This is a genomic window from Deltaproteobacteria bacterium (assembly GCA_029858205.1).
GTDB lineage: Bacteria > Desulfobacterota > GWC2-55-46 > GWC2-55-46 > DRQE01 > JAOUFM01.
Genome location: JAOUFM010000008.1, coordinates 1 through 18,663 on the forward strand (window position 1 = coordinate 1; position 18,663 = coordinate 18,663).

General features: G+C 52.4%; 19 protein-coding genes. 5 read left to right on the forward strand and 14 right to left on the reverse strand.

Going from position 1 to position 18,663, the window contains the following annotated elements; translation table 11 throughout:
* Nucleotides 1-163: 163 nt before the first annotated feature.
* Nucleotides 164-1,186: a glycosyltransferase family 9 protein gene (locus tag OEV59_07130; protein ID MDH4227511.1), complete on the reverse strand. Its 1,023-nt coding sequence runs from the start codon at nucleotides 1,184-1,186 to the stop codon at nucleotides 164-166.
* A gap of 175 nt (nucleotides 1,187-1,361) precedes the next feature.
* On the opposite strand from OEV59_07130, the gene OEV59_07135 reads away from it, so the two are divergent.
* The 3 genes from OEV59_07135 to OEV59_07145 all read left to right on the forward strand — a co-directional run bounded on the left by OEV59_07135 (nucleotide 1,362) and on the right by OEV59_07145 (nucleotide 3,506).
* Nucleotides 1,362-2,273, forward strand: coding sequence for a PfkB family carbohydrate kinase (locus OEV59_07135; GenBank protein ID MDH4227512.1), 912 nt, complete (start codon nucleotides 1,362-1,364; stop codon nucleotides 2,271-2,273).
* Nucleotides 2,270-2,932, forward strand: coding sequence for a TVP38/TMEM64 family protein (locus OEV59_07140; protein MDH4227513.1), 663 nt, complete (start codon nucleotides 2,270-2,272; stop codon nucleotides 2,930-2,932). Before OEV59_07135 ends, OEV59_07140 begins: the two co-directional genes overlap by 4 nt.
* 91 nt (nucleotides 2,933-3,023) lie before the next feature.
* Nucleotides 3,024-3,506 carry a DUF2914 domain-containing protein gene (locus OEV59_07145; GenBank protein MDH4227514.1) on the forward strand — a complete coding sequence of 161 codons (483 nt, stop codon included), beginning with the start codon at nucleotides 3,024-3,026 and terminating at the stop codon, nucleotides 3,504-3,506.
* Between the two features lie 16 nt (nucleotides 3,507-3,522).
* On the opposite strand, the gene OEV59_07150 is transcribed toward OEV59_07145, so the two are convergent.
* The 7 genes from OEV59_07150 to OEV59_07180 all read right to left on the reverse strand — a co-directional run bounded on the left by OEV59_07150 (nucleotide 3,523) and on the right by OEV59_07180 (nucleotide 9,684).
* Entirely contained in the window at nucleotides 3,523-4,338 is an 816-nt protein-coding gene (locus OEV59_07150) for a radical SAM protein (protein ID MDH4227515.1), read from the reverse strand.
* Between the two features lie 7 nt (nucleotides 4,339-4,345).
* Nucleotides 4,346-5,059: a ribonuclease III gene (gene rnc, locus OEV59_07155; protein MDH4227516.1), complete on the reverse strand. Its 714-nt coding sequence runs from the start codon at nucleotides 5,057-5,059 to the stop codon at nucleotides 4,346-4,348.
* A complete protein-coding gene (gene mtaB, locus OEV59_07160; protein MDH4227517.1) occupies nucleotides 5,043-6,374 on the reverse strand; it encodes a tRNA (N(6)-L-threonylcarbamoyladenosine(37)-C(2))-methylthiotransferase MtaB in 1,332 nt (443 codons plus the stop codon). The genes rnc and mtaB overlap by 17 nt, the downstream gene beginning before the upstream one ends.
* Nucleotides 6,371-7,477 (reverse strand): tRNA 2-thiouridine(34) synthase MnmA, encoded by a 1,107-nt coding sequence (gene mnmA, locus OEV59_07165; GenBank protein ID MDH4227518.1) that lies wholly within the window; start codon nucleotides 7,475-7,477, stop codon nucleotides 6,371-6,373. Before mnmA ends, mtaB begins: the two co-directional genes overlap by 4 nt.
* Nucleotides 7,478-7,562: 85 nt before the next feature.
* Nucleotides 7,563-7,940, reverse strand: a complete 378-nt coding sequence (gene nifU, locus OEV59_07170; protein ID MDH4227519.1) for a Fe-S cluster assembly scaffold protein NifU — start codon at nucleotides 7,938-7,940, stop codon at nucleotides 7,563-7,565.
* A 38-nt stretch (nucleotides 7,941-7,978) separates the two neighbouring features.
* Nucleotides 7,979-9,184 (reverse strand): cysteine desulfurase NifS, encoded by a 1,206-nt coding sequence (nifS, locus tag OEV59_07175; protein ID MDH4227520.1) that lies wholly within the window; start codon nucleotides 9,182-9,184, stop codon nucleotides 7,979-7,981.
* A 38-nt stretch (nucleotides 9,185-9,222) separates the two neighbouring features.
* Nucleotides 9,223-9,684 carry an Rrf2 family transcriptional regulator gene (locus OEV59_07180; protein ID MDH4227521.1) on the reverse strand — a complete coding sequence of 154 codons (462 nt, stop codon included), beginning with the start codon at nucleotides 9,682-9,684 and terminating at the stop codon, nucleotides 9,223-9,225.
* Between the two features lie 300 nt (nucleotides 9,685-9,984).
* Between OEV59_07180 and OEV59_07185 the strand changes: the two genes are divergently transcribed.
* Nucleotides 9,985-11,148, forward strand: a complete 1,164-nt coding sequence (locus OEV59_07185) for a cation:proton antiporter (GenBank protein ID MDH4227522.1) — start codon at nucleotides 9,985-9,987, stop codon at nucleotides 11,146-11,148.
* Nucleotides 11,149-11,184: 36 nt separating this feature from the next.
* Here OEV59_07185 and OEV59_07190 read toward each other — a convergent pair whose 3' ends face one another.
* Nucleotides 11,185-12,438, reverse strand: coding sequence for a hypothetical protein (locus OEV59_07190; protein MDH4227523.1), 1,254 nt, complete (start codon nucleotides 12,436-12,438; stop codon nucleotides 11,185-11,187).
* 98 nt (nucleotides 12,439-12,536) lie between these two features.
* Nucleotides 12,537-12,824 carry a hypothetical protein gene (locus OEV59_07195; GenBank protein ID MDH4227524.1) on the reverse strand — a complete coding sequence of 96 codons (288 nt, stop codon included), beginning with the start codon at nucleotides 12,822-12,824 and terminating at the stop codon, nucleotides 12,537-12,539.
* A 230-nt stretch (nucleotides 12,825-13,054) separates the two neighbouring features.
* Between OEV59_07195 and OEV59_07200 the strand changes: the two genes are divergently transcribed.
* The gene (locus OEV59_07200; protein MDH4227525.1) at nucleotides 13,055-13,597 is read left to right on the forward strand and encodes an ankyrin repeat domain-containing protein; all 543 of its coding nucleotides are present in this window, start codon (nucleotides 13,055-13,057) and stop codon (nucleotides 13,595-13,597) included.
* 86 nt (nucleotides 13,598-13,683) lie between these two features.
* Here the strand turns inward: OEV59_07200 and OEV59_07205 are convergent, their stop codons facing one another.
* The 4 genes from OEV59_07205 to ftsZ all read right to left on the reverse strand — a co-directional run bounded on the left by OEV59_07205 (nucleotide 13,684) and on the right by ftsZ (nucleotide 18,607).
* Nucleotides 13,684-15,990: an MMPL family transporter gene (locus OEV59_07205; GenBank protein MDH4227526.1), complete on the reverse strand. Its 2,307-nt coding sequence runs from the start codon at nucleotides 15,988-15,990 to the stop codon at nucleotides 13,684-13,686.
* Nucleotides 15,991-16,013: 23 nt separating this feature from the next.
* Nucleotides 16,014-16,361, reverse strand: coding sequence for a metalloregulator ArsR/SmtB family transcription factor (locus OEV59_07210; GenBank protein ID MDH4227527.1), 348 nt, complete (start codon nucleotides 16,359-16,361; stop codon nucleotides 16,014-16,016).
* Nucleotides 16,362-16,503: 142 nt separating this feature from the next.
* Nucleotides 16,504-17,244, reverse strand: a complete 741-nt coding sequence (locus tag OEV59_07215; protein MDH4227528.1) for a response regulator — start codon at nucleotides 17,242-17,244, stop codon at nucleotides 16,504-16,506.
* Nucleotides 17,245-17,425: 181 nt separating this feature from the next.
* Nucleotides 17,426-18,607 carry a cell division protein FtsZ gene (gene ftsZ / locus OEV59_07220; protein ID MDH4227529.1) on the reverse strand — a complete coding sequence of 394 codons (1,182 nt, stop codon included), beginning with the start codon at nucleotides 18,605-18,607 and terminating at the stop codon, nucleotides 17,426-17,428.
* Between the last annotated feature and the right edge of the window lie 56 nt (nucleotides 18,608-18,663).

An 18,663-nucleotide genomic window follows, 5' to 3' on the forward strand; every position in this document is an offset into this window, starting at 1 on the left:
GGAAGCACCCAGGGCTTGGCAACCACCGTGACCTTCGCCTCTGGCAAAAACTTCTTTAGCGCCATGGCAGCGGGCACACTCATCACAGCATCGCCTATCCAGTTCGGGGCGCGTAGCATTATTTTTTTAACATTTTTGAAATCGTCCTTTGACATACGTTCCCTTAACTCGACTTTAAAGTAAGCATCTCCCTTGCCGAAGTAAACACCTCGTCTACGCTCACCGCGTCCATGCATTTTAACGGCTCGCACTCTCTTTTCCTGCACGGCGCGCATTCTATGGAAGCCGTTATGGCCTTCGATTTCTTCGAATACGGCCCTATGTACGACGGGTCTGTCGGGCCAAACACGGCTACAAGCGGCGTGCCCACTGCTGAGCCAAGGTGCATTGTTCCCGAATCGCAGCTAAGGAGCAGATTGGATGCCTTGAGAACCGCCGCAAGCGTTATGAGGTCTGTTTTTCCGGCAAGGCTCACACATGGCATCTGCATGAAGGCAATTGTCGCGTTCACGTACTCGATATCTCCCTTGGTGCCGGTGAAAAATATACGGGCCCCGCATTCCTTGGTAAGCCTGTCGGCGACCTCGGCGAACTTTTTCGGCTGAAAGAGCTTACTCTTCCATCTTGTAGTCGGGCTTACGGCAACTACAGGGCCGCTGCCGGCTCCGATAAGCCCGGTTGCCCTTGCCGCGGCCTCTGCAGGTATTGTGAACGAAAAATCATACTGAGCGCTGCCTCGCTTTAGCCCTGCGTAATCCTCGATCACTGCCGCGTTCTCTTCGACCGCATGCACGCCCTTTGTCTTTCTTGGAATGCCGAGTTTACGCGTATGAAAAAGAAAACTTCCCTCGCGCGTGTTTGGGAGGCTCACCCGTTCCTTTGCCCCTGAAAAATAGCCTATGAGGGAACTCTTTAGTAACCCCTGCAAATCAAAGACCGTTGTTATGCCAAGCTTTCTTATCGCACCAAGCGCATCCATGGTGCCTGCAAGCCCTCCGCCCTTGCCATACACTATGACCGAGTCCAGGAAGTCCGAATATTTCAGAAGCCCTGCAAACGGCTCCTTTATGAGCCAATGGATGCGCGAATCAGGCCTTGCCTTCCTCAGTATTCGCACGGCAGGGATTGAGTTTATTATGTCGCCAAGCGAGCTGTATTTTATTATAAGAAAGTTCGAATCCTTCAAATATGCCGCCTTTGCCGCGTTTATGGCCGTAAAGATGCCTATACGACTTAATAAAGTAAAATATCAAAAAAAACCACCTATTACAATGACATTTAACGTCCAAAACCGCCCTCAAGAGGCTGCAGGCAACATAAATGGCATTGCAGCCAGGGCTGTTATTAAATATACTGTCTGGATGAAGAAAAACCTCCTGGCACTCGGGCTCGGGCAGGCCTCTCTGGACGTGCTTACGTATATCGACAGGCAGCCAAAGCCTGATTCAAAGCTCGAGACATCGGGCTTTCTTATCCAGGGCGGCGGCCCTGCGGCAACCGCGCTTGTAACGCTAAAAAGGCTCGGCGTTAAAGCAAGGTTTATCGGCGTTACAGGCGACGACGACGCTTCTGCGCTGATAATAAAAGGCCTTCGAGACGAAGGTGTGGACACCCTCGCCGTTATCAGGAGAAAACACGCCTCGTCGCAGCTTGCCTCGATAATCGTCGATACGAAGGCCGCACACCGCACCATACTCTGGAAAAGGCCCTCGGCCCTGCCCCTTAAGGCGTCAGAGATAAGCCCCGCGGCATTCAAAGGCGCTTCGATACTTCTTATAGACGGCCTTATGAAAGAAGCCTCTGTAAAGGCCGCGAAAATAGCGCGTGAAAAAGGCATCCCCGTGCTCCTCGATGCCGGACGGATGCGGCCGGGGATGCGCGAACTTATAAAACTTTCAACCCACATCGTGGGTTCCGAGGTATTATCCAAAGACATTGCAAAAACTCCGGAAGCGGCACTAAGAAAACTACGTGCCATAAATAGAACAGCGGAGCTGACCATAACGCTTGGCAAAAAGGGCAGCATCACGCTCATTGAAGACAAGGTAATAAAAACGCCAGCATTCAAGGTAACTGCAATCGACACAACGGGCGCAGGGGACGTGTTCCACGGCGCGTACGCCTACGGCATAATAACAGGCATGGATATAAAAGCCACCATCACGTTCGCCTCTGCGGTAAGCGCCCTTAAATGCACGAAACGCGGCGGCAGAACAGGCATTCCGTCACTTAAGGAAACGGTATTGTTCATGCGGCGCGCCGTAAATCAATGAACACGTCTGCAAAAAACATACTCCTTCCGCTCACACTCCTTGCCTGTATCACTTTGGCAGCATGGATAATTGGCAGGGCAGCGGTATTCGACCCGGCGGTCATAAGTGAGTTTATCGAGGGCTTTGGCCCTTGGGGCCCGCTCGTCTACATACTCGTATACTCGGTTGCCCCTTCCCTCATGCTCCCCGGGCTTCCGCTCACTCTTGCCTCCGGCGTGCTCTTTGGCCCTGTATACGGAATAATATACACCTCTATCGGCGCGACAATCGGCTCATCCGTTGCCTTTCTCATAGCAAGAAGGCTCGGCAGAAGATGGGTCTTCGAAAAAATCATCCGTGGCTCGAGGCTTGAAGAGATCGACATGGCTGTTCTAAAGCACGGATGGAAGGCGGTCGCAGTAGCAAGGCTTATTCCGCTAATACCTTTTAACGCGCTCAACTACGCCCTCGGGCTAACCGGCGTAAGGTTCTCGCACTTTGCAGGAGCGTCCTTCGTATTCATGCTTCCCGGCATAACCGCGTACGTGCTTCTTGCCGACTCGCTTGGAAGCGTTATAGGAGGCAAGGCAGGCGCACCGTACATGCTTATGGCCGCAGCCGCTCTCGTAATAATACTTATGCTGATTGCGGCAGCGTGGCGCAGAAAAACACGGCAATAACCGCGCTGCTGCAAAATACTGTGGACTTGGCAAACACCTTATGGTATTTTTAATTCTATGTACCTTCAACCCTGAAGGAGGAGTTACAAAAATGAAAAAATCGATACTGCTTCTACTTGCCGCAATGCTGATACAGGCCTTTACGTCCTTTGCCATTGCAGAGGATCCAAAAACAGGCTCGTCCGTTGTAACGGTCACGGGAAGCGGCGCCGCACCGACCAACACTACGCCAACAGCCAAGCCGCAGGGCGCTACACTCTCTGTTATGGAAAGCGCCATCGCAACCGGCATAAAGGACGCGGCCCCGGTAGGCCCGGGCGAAAAATTCCCGGCATCCGTAGGAAAGCTCTACTGCTACACGAGAATAGCAGGAGCGTCCGCCGAGGCCCTTGTCACGCACAAATGGTTCCTTAACGGAAAGCTCCTGGACGCCATAGTGCTAAGGGTAAAAGGCGACCCGTACAGGATATACAGCGCAAAGACCGTCACGCCCTACATGAAAGGCGACTGGAAGGTAGAGGTAGTGGACGAGAGCGGCAAGCTTCTAAAGACCATCAACTTTAAGGTCGAGTAAACTTCCCAAAACCCATTCAACGCGCTAAAGCCCGCTCAACCATATCGCGAAACGCCGGATGGTAGGGGCCTGCGGCAATGTTTTTTTCGAGCTCCACGGTAGGCTGAAGCCCTACGCGTATCACCTTGATGCCAAAGCCGCCAAACACACCGAGCATCTTCGAGCAAAGCATGGCCATGCGGTCAAGCGTCCACGGCTCGTATGCGCCGCTATTGTACATGCGCTCAAGCTCCGTGCCCTTTATTACAAGTGTCGGATAGATGCGAACGAAATCGGGCTTAAGGGCTGCCGCTTCCTCCGCGCTCGCCGTGGCCTTTTCCTCTGTGTCACCAGGGAGCCCCGGCATTAACTGAAGCCCGAGCCTTAAGCCGTTTTCTTTTATAAGAACAGCTGCTCTCTTGACATCTGCTGCAGAATGCGGCCTGCCGGATAGTTTCAACACCTCGTCGTCAAAGGACTGCACCCCAAGCTCTATTGTCTTAACGCCGTAACCGATAAGAAGCTTAAGCACAGCGCTGTCAATAGAGTCCGGCCTCGTCGACACTCGTATGGAATCGAGCCTGCCGGAGGCCACGAAAGAGTGGGCAGCGGAGAGCATGCGCCTCTGCTCGACCTCGGGAATTGCAGTAAAGCTTCCGCCGTAGAACGCGGCCTCCTTTAGGCCGCCCCCGCGCCAGGTTGAAAGGTATTTTTCTATGTCCGCCTCTATCTGGGCAGACGTTGGAAACGAAGAAGCCCCGGAAATCTTCTTCTGGTCGCAGAATACGCACCTCTTATCGCAGCCGCCAAACGGCGCGAATATGGGGATTATGAGTTGTTTCTTCCTTGCCATAGAAGGGCTACGCGCCGCGCTCCTTCAGTTTTTCAAATGCAGCCTTTGCAGCAGCCTGCTCCGCTTCCTTTTTAGTTGCGCCAGTGCCAGAGCCAAGTTCCTCGCCTTTTATGGAGACGCCGACTGTAAAGACTTTCTTATGCGACGGCCCGTCCTCCCTCACCACCTCGTAAATGGGCGAGACAAAGAACATGCGCTGCGAAGCCTCCTGCAATATGCCCTTCCAGTCGAAGTCCGAGGCCTCGGCCTTCAATGCGGCGTCTATCGACTCCCCAAGTGTTTTTACGATAAACTCGCGCGAAGCATCGGCACCGGCCTCCGTATACAATAGCCCTATGACAGCCTCGAAGGCGTCGGCAAGTATGGAGGGGTTATCGGCGCCCCCGCCCTTTCTCTCACCCTTACCAAGGAGCAAAAGCTCCTTTATGCCGGCATTGACCGCCGCATCAGAGAGGGCCTTTTTATTTACTATCCTTGCCCTAAGCTTCGTAAGCTCGCCTTCGGGAACGTCCGGAAGCCTTTCGTAAAGAAGCGCGCTTATGACAAAGGACAGCACAGCGTCGCCAAGAAACTCAAGACGCTCGTTCGACACGAACCCGGCTCCTGGGTTTTCGTTCACGTATGAACTGTGCACAAAGGCCCGCTCAAGCGAAGAAGCGTGCTTTAGCACGGCGCAGTAAGTCGAAATAAAATTTTCCAGAAGCTTACCCCTTGAATACATCTGCCTCACACACGATAAAGTCTTTGGTTGATTTAACGGCCTTTAGCATAACGGTCTTTCTCTTAAGTTCATCTCCGGCCTTGATGAGCGCCGGGATGTAACTACGCGTCCTGCCCTTTAAAAACCCTGTTTTTTTATCCCTCGAAGTTTCTATGAGCACCTCCTGCACAGTGCCAACAAACCTCGCGTTAAACGCTGCCCGCTTTTCCATATCGAGAATCTTAAGGGCCTCGCACCTTTCCTTTGTAACCTTCGGGCTAACGCGGCCTTTGAAACCTTCTGCTGAAGTGCCCTTCCTGACAGAGTACGGAAAGATGTGCAGATAACTTACAGGCAACTTTTTCAAAAGCTCTAGCGTATTCCCGAATGCCTTATCGTCCTCTCCCGGGAACCCGGCGATAACGTCAGCGCCGATGTTTATTCCTTCCACCTTCTTAAAAAGCCTCAAAACAGCATCGGAAAAATCCAGGGCAGTATACGACCTTCGCATGAGCCTTAATATTCGGTCATCTCCGCTTTGCAGTGAAAGATGCATGTGGTTACAAAACACCCTGCTACCGGCAAACGCGTCTATGAATTCATCTGTCACCTCGTCCGGATCAAGCGAGCTTATGCGTCCGCGGCATTTATCCGTAAGCCCGAGCCCGTCTATTGCACGCACAAGCTCGGTTATGGAGGACTTCGGTTTTAAATCAAGCCCGTAAGCGCCAAGGTGTATGCCCGTTAGCACTATCTCGCCAAACCCGGCATCAGCAAGGCCGCGAAACTCTTTAAGCGCTGCATCCAGAGTAACGCTTCTCGAAGCCCCCCTTGCCCTCGGTATTATACAATAAGTGCATGCCTTATCGCACCCGTCCTGAAGCTTAAGGTTGGCGCGCGTCCTTGATTCGAATGACACGGCCCTAAGCTCCATTATACCGGCCTCGCCGCCAACCATCACAACCGCGCCGCCTTCCGGCCTGCCCTTTAGCGCGCACTCGACAACCTTCGACTTCTCAGGGTTACCGAGCACGTAGTCTACACCTTCTATGGAGGCAACCTCGTTAGCAGCGACCTCGGCGTAGCAGCCCGTAACTATCAGAACAGACGACGGGTTCTCTCTTCTTATCTTTCTTATGAGCTGCCTTGACTGCGAGTCAGTCGGGCCCGTGACCGTGCAGGTGTTTATCACATAGGCCGAGGCCCCGGCATTCAAAGGCACGATATCAAAGTCCGCCTTTTTAAAGGAATCCTCAAGGGCGCTCGAATCGTACTGGTTCGAGCGGCAGCCAAGTGTCGTAACCGCCACGGTTCTCGAAGCTACAGTGGGGCTCACCTTAGAGACTCCTCTATCCACGCGCCGCCAAGCACCACATCGCCGCTATAGAACACCGCGGCCTGCCCAGGTGTAACGGACTTTCCAGGCTCCATAAACTCGACCTTCACCTTTGCGCCACCAAGCGAAGTTATCTTCGATAAAACTCCTCCGTGCCTGTAGCGGATCTTTACATTCGCATCTATTGCAACATCCGGCTTGCCGGTTATCCAGTTTACACCCGAGGCGATAAAGCCTTTTGAAGTAAGCTCGTCTTCCTTGCCGACAATCAAACGGTTGTCCTTTGTCTCCATGCCAACGACATAGTAGGGCCCTTTGCCGTCCTTGATATCGAGGCCGCGCCTCTGGCCTATGGTATAATTAAAAAGCCCGGCGTGCCTTCCAAGCACGTTACCGGAATTATCCACGATATCTCCGGGCGGCAATGTCTTTGCCGCATACTCGCCGACAAACGCGCCGTAGTCGTCGTTATCTATGAAGCAAATCTCCTGACTTTCCTTTTTATCGTGAACCTTAAGACCGAACTTCGAGGCCAGCGCCCTTGCCTCCATTTTTGTGTAACTGCCGAGCGGAAAAAGCACCTTTGCCATTTCGTCCTGCGTCATTGTAAAAAGAAAGTACGACTGGTCTTTGTCCGTATCAACGCCCTTAAGAAGCCTGTAGCGGCCCTCCGCCGCCGCCTTTTCTATTCTCGCGTAGTGGCCTGTTGCGAGAAAGTCCGCGCCCATGGCCAGCGCCCTCGTAAGAAGGGCCTTGAACTTCATAACCTCGTTGCATTTAACGCACGGGTTCGGCGTCATTGCCGAAAGATAGCTTTTCACGAAATACTCGACGACTTCCTTTGTGAAAAGCTCCTCGACATTGACAACATAAAAGGGGATTCCAAGCTTATCTGCCACGCGCCTTGCGTCGTAGATGTCGTCAAGAGAGCAACAGCTGCCTTCTTTCGCGGCTCCGTCGTCCTTTTTCGCGTAGTCCCAAAGCTGCATGGAGATGCCGACGACGTTATAGCCTTCCTCTTTCAAAAGCGCGGCGGCAACGGAAGAGTCCACCCCTCCGCTCATGGCAACGACCACGGTCTTATCCTTGTTGTCTTTCGTCATAACGTAGGCGGCCCCGTAAAAAAACGGGCGGGCACAGTGCCCGCCCGCCGTTTAGAGGCCTAAACACACACATTGCCATTCCGGCTTACTTGGCGCCTTCCTTGCCCTTCTTGTAATTCTCGATTGCCGCGTGAAGCGCGTCTGCCGCGAGGTTAGAACAATGCATCTTAACAGGCGGAAGCCCGTCCAGGGCCTCTGCTACCGTTGCGTTCGATATCTTCTCGACCTCGTCGAGCTTTTTCCCTTTTACAAGCTCGGTGACCATGGAACTCGTTGCTATTGCCGCGCCGCAGCCAAATGTCTTGAACTTTACGTCCTGGATGACGTTACCTTCTATCTTAAGTGTCAACTTCATTATGTCGCCGCACTCGGGATTACCGACAGTGCCCTCGCCGTTTGCTCCCTCGACCTCGCCGACATTTCTCGGGTTCGAAAAGTGATCCATTACTTTTTGGCTATACATGGCTTTATATACCTACCTTTTTCTGTTTTTGTTTTGGATTAACCGCACTTCTTTGTGTCGAAATCTATCATCTTCCCGGTCTTCTCCGCATCGTTCCAGAGAGGCGACATGCTCCGCACACGCTCGACAATCGGCGGAAGCTTCTCAATCACGTACTCGACGTCATCCATGGTGTTGGACTTTCCGAGACTAAACCTCAGTGACCCGTGCAGGCTCTCGGGCGGAAGCCCCATTGCGCCGAGCACGTGCGATGGCTCGAGACTTCCGGATGTGCATGCAGAGCCGCTTGAAGCAGCAACGCCAAGCATGTCGAGGCTTAAGAGCAGCGACTCGCCTTCTATGTACTCAAAACTTATATTCGTAGTGTTTGGAAGCCTCGAAGCCTTCTTGCCGTTTAAGAGCACGTGCGGCACCTTTGCCGCCAACCCCTCTTCGAGCCTGTTTCTAAGTGTTGAAAGATGCTCTGCTTCCTTTTCCATGTCCCTTGAGGCTATCTCGCATGCCTTGCCAAGCGCCACTATGCCTGCGACGTTCTCGGTGCCTGCGCGCCTGTTTCTCTCCTGATGCCCGCCGTGGATTACAGGGGTAAGCCTCACGCCGCGCTTTACATACAACGCTCCGATACCCTTTGGCGCATAGAGCTTATGCCCGGATATGGTTAGAAGGTCGATTCCAAGATCTTTTACGTCAAGAGTGACCTTGCCCGCTGCCTGCACAGCGTCGGTGTGCACAAGGACCTTATTCTCGGCGCCTATCGCTGCAATTTCCTTTATCGGAAATACAACACCTGTCTCGTTATTCGCAAACATCACGGTTATAAGGGCCGTGTCCTTACGTATCGCTGCCTTAAGTTCATCGAGGCTCAAGTTGCCGTCTTTATCGACTCCTAGATACGTTACCTCGTAGCCTTCCTTTTCAAGGTATTTACAGGTGGAGAGCACTGCCGGATGCTCGACCTTGGTCGTTATGACGTGCTTGCCTTTTTTGGAGGCATTAAGCGCCCCCTTTATTGCGAGGTTGTTACTCTCAGAACCGGAGCTCGTAAATATCAGCTCAACCGCAGAGCAGTTAAGGAACTTACATACCTTTTCCCTGGCGTCGTCAACGGCCTTTTTCGGCGCCCTTCCGGCCCAGTGTATGCTCGAGGGGTTGCCCCATTCGTCCTTAAGAAAAGGAAGCATCTCGTTAAACACTTCCTCGTGCACGGGCGTTGTCGCGTTATGGTCGAAATATACTTTTCTCAAGAAACAGCCTCCGTTCTAAAATTTTTCTTCTCTATATCTTATAGCGCCTTTGCCGGCCTGTCGCACTTCTTAAGAGGGCCCTCGCTTCCGTAGGTAGCAAGCTCGGACCTCAAATCCTCTATGCTTATGGAGCCCAGAAACTCCTTAATCCTGTCGCCAAGGCCCTTCCAGACCTTCTGGGTGATGCACACCGGAGCCCTGTCGCACCCTGCATCCTTATCAAGGCATGCAACCGGGTTTAGAGGCTCCTCGACAACCGATATAACCTCGGCTACACTTATCACCGACGGATCCTTTGCAAGCACATAGCCTCCGCCCGGGCCCCTAACGCTTTTTACGATGTTACCTTTACGAAGCTTTACAAAAAGCTGCTCGAGATAGGCTAAAGATATGCCCTCCTCGCCTGATATGTCCTTTAGAGACACCGGGCGCGCGCCATTGTGGGACGCGAGCGTTACCATTGCCCTTACAGCGTATTGACCTTTTGTCGTAAGCCTCATGCAATCAACCCTCTAAAACAACCTTGCCAAATAACCCTACTCTTTATGGAACAATGTCCATGAGATAATATCTTAGTATACCTTATCAATTTTGTCAAGTATTGAAAACGGGTTTTTCAAGGCTTGCCAAAAAACCAATAATTACAACAAGATAGCGGTTGTTGGCTTTCTCTCTCTGCACAAGTAGTGCTTTAGACTTCCAAATTATCAAAAGCCGTGCTATTATTCTCTGCGCATGTCTCCACTACCAAGGCCACATAGCATCCGGCTTCGGTGGTTTTTGTACCCCGAAAATCACTCATGACATACATTCTTATCATAGCGCTCTGCGCGATAGTGCTCATATCCTACGTCTTCGACATCTCGGCCTCCAAGACAAGGATACCCAGCGTGATACTGCTTCTGGCAGTTGGCATAGCGCTAAAGTTAATCTCCCATTTCCTCGACCTGCCGACTCAAGACCTTAAAACCGTGCTTCCGTTGCTCGGCACCATAGGGCTCATACTGATAGTGCTCGAAGGCACGCTGGAGATAAGGCTTGGCAAGGAAAAAACAGGGATAATAAAATCCTCATTTCTCTCTGCCGTCATCGCGCTCTTTATCTTCACCCTTCTTTTCAGCTTGCCGCTTCACTACCTTTTAGACATGCCCTACAGGGATTGTCTTTTAAACGCGCTTCCCTTTGGCGTCATAAGCAGCGCCATCGCAATACCAACGGCGCGCGTACTTGACGAAAACAAGCGCGAGTTCGTTGTTTACGAAAGCTCCATCTCCGACATCCTCGGCATCATGCTCTTCGATTACTTCGCCTCCAAGCAGAGCTATCTCTCGATGACCGTAAAACTTCCGCTCGATATACTCGCAATCCTCATCATAGCCGTGGCGGCAAGCCTGCTTCTCGGCTACATAATGAACAAGATACACCACCACATAAAGTTCGTTCCCATAGTCACCACACTTATCCTGGTCTATGCCCTTGCAAAGATGGTCCACCTGCCCGCACTTCTTCTTATCCTCATATTCGGGCTGTTCCTTAATAACGCGCGGCTGCTCCTTGCCGGGCGAAGCGTTGAGAGGTTCATGCCGACAATATCCTACGACGAGCTAAAAGCCTTCAAACTGCTTGTCGGAGAGACGACATTTCTCGTGCGCTCCTTCTTCTTCATAATGTTTGGGTACTATACCGACATATTCTCGCTTGCGGACCCAAAAACTATTGCCATAGCAATTGCGCTAATGGCGCTGGCAATAGGCTCAAGGGGCGCTACCCTTAAGGCCCTTAGAGAGCCCCTCTACCCGCTCATCTACATAGCCCCGCGCGGCCTCATATCCATACTGCTATTTCTAAGCATTCCTGCGGCAAGCAGGATATCATGGATAAACGAAGGCCTGCTTGCCGCAGTAATAATCATCTCCGCGCTTTTTATGATGTTTGGCATGGGCCGCCTCAAGGCTTCGCAGTAGTAACCCGCTGCATCGTAAAACGCCGCCCTGCACTGCTCAGTGCGTCTCTTTATGATGCCCGCCGTGCTCTCCTATCATCATGACGAACTGCAAAAAGAACTCACGGTTTACCCTGTTATCCCTTGCCGAAAGGTCGTGACCGTACTGAAGCCTTATCCGTGAGGCATCGGAAGGATGTATCTCAAGCGCGCCGGAAATCCTCCTTGGCGCCCTGCCGAAATCGTTACTTATGCCGTCCAGCAAATACTCGTCCTTTCCAACGGCGAGCTTATCGTACCTTACGGCCCAGGCCCATCTGCCAAGCCTGTACACGGCCTGCGCGTAAAAACCGTCCTGCCTCCTCTCTAAGACCGAAGAGGTAAGAAGCGTCGTGTCCGTAAGCTCTCCGTCCTGAACGCGGTAGAAGTACTCGGCCTCCATAATAAGGCCGTGCTCGTGTGAACGCTCCCAGCCAAGCGAGAGCTCTGCTGCGTAGAGCCTTGAGTCCCCGGCAAGCTCAAAGCCCTTAGCCGCGGATTCGGTTAGCGTGTCGCCCTTTGCGCCGGAAGCTCCTATGCGAAGCGTAACCGTGTCGGTTATGCCAAAAAACGCCCTCATGTAGGCTGCGTAGGCGTGCGCCCCTGACCTCGCGCCGGAGCCAAAGAGAACCTCATTATCGCCTTCTAGCGCCTCTATGCCTAATTCCGCGTGAAACGGCAGCCCCGGCTCGTACACAAGCGATGCGCCGTTCTCTATCAGCCCCTCGCTGCCAAGGAACGCCGAATACACAAGCGGCGCGTCGGCAAAGGCCCATTCGTGCGGATGCATCTTGTTCATAAGGCCAAAACCGCTTTTAAAGCGCCCTCCTTTTACGCCGAGTCCAAACGGCAACGCGGTTGTTGCAAAATACGCCTCCTCGAGCTCCGCGCCGTCAACACCTATAGGGATGGTCGTATGCAGCCTGAAATACGGGTCAACGGGCGCGAATATGAATAGCTCGGCAACGGCATCGAAGCCGTTTGACTTATCAAAGGCAGCCGTATTGAACCCGGGAAGCTGCCGTGCCTCGAGCTCAGCGTCATTGAACTTAGACGAATAAAACGCGGTATCCAGCACAAGGGATATCTTTGGCGCGGACATTGCGGCCTTTTCTCCGTGCCCAGGCGCGCTGCGCTCAGGTACCATATTGTCCAACACAGCCTGCTGCTTTTTAACAGCCTCTTCGAGCGCCTTTAGCCTTATCTCGGTATCTTCGGCAAGGGCAGGCACTGAAAAAATAATTACAATAATAACCGTAAGCAACGCTTTCATGAAAAATCCTCCTTAATGGAAAAATAAGCCCGCCTGCGCGCGCGCAAAAACGCCCACTGTAAACAAGCGGTCTCTTACGAATCGGATTGACTTATGAATTAGCTTACAAAGAAAGGAGGAGCTCTGGCAGCCATGCCCTGCTGCAACAAAGGCCCGGCAAAGATAGCGGCATATATAAAGACCCTGCCAAAGATATCGCTAAACAACGTGGCAGCAGCACTTGACGCGGCATGCACGGCTCCGTGCGCATGCGAGACAATAACGCAAACAGAGCAGTCGTTATGCTCGAGCCCGTCGGCGTGCGCATGCATAGCGCCGGCAACGATAAAAAAGATAATCATGACAGCGGCAGCGGCGCCTATATATTTTTTAACTGTCTTTCCCATACAAGGGAAGCAATGATACTACAGCGCGGCGTTAAAGGCAAAGATTTTCGGCGCGCCTTTTGCCGGCTTAAAAACTCTTAAACACCCTTACACCTGAGCCGCCGCGTTCCCAACCCTTGCATATTTTCACAGGATATACTAAGCTTACACAATCCGGATGGTGTTGGCCGTAAATACACGGCAAACGCCAGACCGCACGGCACAACAAAACCAAAAGGAGAACGACCGATATGAAGCTTAAGGCCATACTGCTATTTCTGCTGATTACGGCAATATTTACCGTTACAAACGCAGATGCCGACGACATACACAAGGCAGCGAAAAAGGGCGACGTTGCCAAGATAAAGACGCTTCTTGACGGCGGGGCAAACATAAACGCAACCGACTGGCTAAAAACGACCGCGCTCCACTACGCAACAGCCGGCGGGCATAAGGATGCTGTAGCGCTTCTTATCGAAAAAGGCGCTGACATAGGCGCCAAGAACGTTCAAAACAATACCGCGCTTCATCTTGCGGCAATCGGCGAGCATGTGGAGATTGCAGAGATGCTACTTACAAAAGGCGCTGACATAAACGCAATAAACGCAAGCGGCGGCACACCGCTTCATGAGGCCGCGATATGGAACAGGCCCGAGATCATAAAGCTGCTGCTTACCAAGGGCGCTGATACTAACATAAAGGATAACGACAAATTCACGGCCCTTGACCGCGCAAAAACAAAACATAGCAAGGAAGCCGAGGCGCTGCTCGAGGCTCCCACACAAGGCAAATAACCGGATAAAAGAACATCACGTGCTCAAAACAAAACGGCCCGCAGCCTGAAAAAGGCTCCGGGCCGTTTCTTTTACATAACCAAAACTCAGTTCGCCAGAAGTTTTTTCCTAAAGAGCACCACCAGCGCCGTCACATAGACTATCGTAAAGAGCGAGCTTAGGCCCATCATGCTAACGATGAACGCGCCAACTGTTACATACGGCGTAAGCGAGGCAAAAAGCATCACCGAGAAGGCAGAGGCAAAGAGCACGGCGTTACGCATAATCCCCTTACCGGGCCTTGCCGCAGTCCAGAGGAGCGCGTCCTTAACTGCCGTAAGATTCGACACATCGGCCTTTTCATCGGTAAGACGCTGCTTAAAGCGGCTTATGAAGTGTATGGCAAAGTCAACTGCCATGCCAAGGGAAAGGCAACTTAAGACCGATATCGGCATGTCAAAGTCCTTGCCGATAAAGCCCACCACCCCGTATATAAGGAGTATGGTAAAGAGAAGCGGCACATACCCGACGATTGCCCACTTTATCGAGCGGAAGTTTAGCGCAAGTATTACGAACACCACTATAAGGGCTATTATGAAGCCCATGAGCATGTCCCAGAGCACTTCGTGGTTCCAGACAAGGTTAAAGTACGCAGTGCCAGCTGGTTCTAACTTTAGCTTCGATGGGTTTTGCTTTTCGTACTCCTTTAGCGCGTCAACGACACTTTGCATAGCGCTTGCGTCCCAGCTCTTTAGCTGCACCCAGACATTCGCGCTCTTATAATCGAAGTCAACGACGTTTTCCAGGTCCGCCGGCTTTGCAGACATGGAGAACAGGAATAAGTACTGGCCAACGGTCTTTCTGTCGGCAGGAACGACGTCGTAGGCCTTATCATTGTCGTGGAGCACCAAATTAATGCGCTTTACGAAGTCCACCACAGACCCGGTCTTGCCGACTACGGGAAGTTTTTCAAGATGGCGCTGCAACCCGTCTATGTAGCGAAGCGCCTCCGGCTCGTACATATAGCCGTCATTCTCCGCTGTGGCGATAACATAACCAAGCGATGTGCCGCCAAGGGCCTTGCTCATGACGTCGTCTGCAACGCGGATTTCGCTATTTTTCTTGAACCAGCCGACCATGTTGTTATTTACAACAAGCTTCGAAACTCCGACTATGGATATGACGACCACCACCGCGCCCACTATTGCCGTTATAAGCGGCTTTCTTGCGCCTATGCCCGCAAGCGAGGCAAGGGCTCTGGCGGTAAACCCGGAGCCTTCGTCCGTGGTCTTCGCTGCCTTTAGCTTCTTATCGTCGACAAGCATAAGTATCGCCGGAATGAAGCTGAAGCTAAGTAGCCTTAACATCACAGTGCCAAACGCTATAAGGCCGCCAAACACCTTCACAGGCACGATTTGCATGAAGAGGAGCACGGCAAAGGCCGCGGTCGTTGCAAGGGCCGTGTACTTTACAGGACGGCCTACCTCGCGCATGGTCTCGAGGATGGCGGTTCGCTTATCAGGGCATTCCCTAAGCTTATAGAAATATTCGTTGAATATATGTATGCCGTCTGTGGCAATTGCCATCAAAAAGACCGGGGCCATGGAGCTCATAATGTGCACCGGGAAGCCAAGCGCAATTAAAAGCCCCATGCTCCATATGATGCTTATCATGGCAGCGCCCATGAGCGAAACGGAAAGCGCAGCGCTCCTGAACATGATGTAGACAGCAAAAAGCATGATAACGCCGGCAATCGGCGAGAAAACCGCCATGAGCTTAAACATCACAGCGCCGAAGGTGTCTCTTGCAACAGGGTCGCCTGCGACATAGAACTTCTCCGGCCCGCCTTCCTTTGCTACTATTTCCTTTAACTTATCGGCAACTATCTTGCCGTTCGTGCCCTTTACAAGCGGTATGTAGATGGCAGTGGTCGTGGCGTCCGCGGATATGACGCGGTTTACAAAGAGCGGGTTCTCAAGAAGCGACTTCTTGAAGGCCTCGAGACCTTCCTTGGTCTCGGGCACGTCCCTTAGAAGAGGCCCCACAAGAAGCGCGCCGTCCTCGGCCTCGACATTCGTGATGGTGGTAAAACCGTTTACGTCCCTCGAAGCCACACCTTCTATCTTCTCAATTTCCGAAATAATGCGCTTAATCTTCTGAAGTGTTGCCGTATTGACAACGCCTAAGTCGTTTACAACGCCAAGCACCATCATGTCCTCGTAGAGGCCAAATGTCTTGTCCACCCTGTCGTTTAACACCCGGACGTCCGAGGAGGGCGGCAGCATGTTCTTGGGGTTTGTGTCTATCTTGATTTTCGGAAACTGCGTAAGAAAGATAACAGAAAGCACGGCCGCTATTATAAGTATCGTCTTTGGCCTGTTAATCGAGAACTCTACGAGCGAGAATTTTTTCATACCGCTTACTCTCCTTTTGAGATTTAGCGCCGCGCTGCGGCCTTTTTAAGAATCCCTTGTTCGACCTTCATGTGCTCGAAGAGCACTTCCTTCATAAGCGCGCAGGCCTTTGCCACCTTATCGCTTGAAAGCGAGTATATCACGGATTTTCCGTCCCGCCTGCTCGTAAGTATGCCCTTATCCCTCATCATGGCAAGGTGCTGCGAGGCAAGGGCCTTTGATATCCCGGCCTTTTTGGCAAGCACGGTCGAGCAGAGAGGGCCGTCCTTTAAGGCGGCTATTATCTCAAGGCGCCTGGGATTGGCGAGGCAGAGGCAAATCTCGGCCTGCATTTCGTATATGCCGCTATGTCCTGTTGTTTTAGTAGTCATAGAATTCAATAGTTTAGATACAGCTTAATTATTGCACAAAAGAAAACACCTGTCAAGTGGGAGCGCTGCCTGTTAAAAAAACGCTATCGGGGCACAGTATGGCAAAGATGTGTTTACAGCAGGGTGACGGCTGAACCGGCGTTTACGCGGCGTAGACGCCGACAAACTCGGTGATGTTTCTCTCCTCTGCAGGAGGAAGCGAGATGAACTCTATACCGGCGCCGGCAAACAGGTTGCCGCCGCGCCCCTTAAAACGCTGCTCGGGCTGGTTCGGGGTTGTCCAGCGCACCACGGCAACCGGCTCAATAGAGCGGCTCTCATAAGCGTCGAGCTTGAACCTCAGCTTCAATACGGCATTGGGCTCAAGCGGGATATTGCTTCTAAGAAAGGCCCCTTTCCTGCTGATATTTAGGAACATGCCGTCATAGAAGTACTGTCCTACCCTGAAGCCTGTCTTTAATTTCCCGAACATTCTTCTATTCCTGTCCAGGCCTGTATTGTTGCCAAAAACAGCCGTGTTGAACTCGGAAACGAACTTCTCCGAAGACATATCCTTTGTAAGCACGTTGTCTGCGCCCGTTGCGCTGACAACTGCCGATATGGCTGCGTTCGTCCTCTTTGCCGCAAGGCATACCGTCTTTAGGCGCTCATCCCTGTTATTCGTACCGAGCCACTCGAGGACATCGTAGCCTCCGGGCATATCGAGGTCGAGGATAACGGCCTTTACGACATGCGATATGGCGTTGAGCGTAATGATAGCGGAATCCGTATCATATACGGCGCTTACCTTATGCCCTGCTGTAGTAAGGGCATCGGAGGAAAGTGTAGCAAGATGCTTATCATCACTTGCGAGAAGTATGTTGGCCGACTGCTTGGATATCATCTTTTTTTAGCTTTCTCTTTTCCTTTCAAGCACAGAAACGGCATACACGCCGCCCCTTGTCCATATAAAATAATACTACCAACCTCCGAAAAGTCAACCCTCAAACAAGGCATGTTACCCGATTGGGTAACATGGCCCAAAAACACGAAATCGGCCGCCAATATTGCCCCGCCAGGCAGCGTCAATCCGCCTGCTTTCTAAGGAAGGCCGGGGTATCGTATACATCCTCATCGCTTGTGTACACGCCGCCGAACTTTACCGCCCTCTCGACGTCGTTACGTGTTATCTCGACCGGAGCGCCGTTTGCCGCAGCCCTCATCTCCCGCCTTAAAATCGCCGGGACTTCGAGGTTGCCAAGGGCGCGCGTGTTAACACTTGCCGGAGCGGCCTTTTTACCGGTCTCAACAGCGCCAAACCCTGTAGCAATGACGGTGACACGCACGTTGTCGCCCATGGTCTCGTCTATTACTGCGCCGATGATGATGTTGGCGTCCGGATGAGCCTCCTCGTGAATAAGGCTCGAAGCCTCGTTCATATCGGTAAGCGTAAGGTTCGAAGAACCTGTGACGTTTATAAGCACGCCCTTTGCGCCCTTTATGGAGACCTCTTCAAGAAGCGGGCTCGAGATGGCCTGCTTTGCCGCATCAACACCTCGGCTGTCTCCGTTTGCAACACCGCTTCCCATAAGCGCCTGCCCGGTGACCGACATGATGGTCCTTACGTCGGCAAAGTCCACGTTCACAAGCCCCGGAACCGTGATTACGTCCGAAATGCCCTTTACCGCCTGGAGAAGCACTTCGTCTGCCTTCTTGAAGGCCTCCTTTAGAGAGGTGTTCCTCATTGCAACCGAGAGAAGCCTCTGGTTCGGTATGGTGATGACCGTATCGACAGCGTCCTTTAACCTCTTTAGCCCGTCGTCTGCCTGCTTCGCCTTTTTCCCGCCCTCGAAGGCAAAGGGCTTTGTTACAACCGCAACAACCAGGGCGCCGCACTCCTTTGCAGCCTCGGCGACGATTGGCGCTGCTCCGGTGCCTGTTCCGCCGCCCATGCCCGCGGTTATAAATACCATATCCGCGCCTCGGCACACGTCCATCAAAAGCTCCTTACTTTCAAGAGCCGCGCCCCGTCCGACCTCCGGGTTTGCGCCCGCTCCGAGGCCCTTCGTGAGATTTGCGCCAAGCTGCACCTTGATATCGGCGAGCGAGGCGTTTAGAGCCTGGCTGTCGGTGTTGGCTGCTACGAACGTAACACCGTCCATGCCGTAGGTTATCATCGTATCGAGCGCGTTACCACCGCACCCGCCAACCCCTATTACCTTTATGCTCGCGCTTCTGTTGAAACTGTCCGCCAGATCGAAACCCATGATATCCTCCTTTTGGTTTAGCGTTTTATTGTTCTAATCCCGATGTAAAGCTCCCC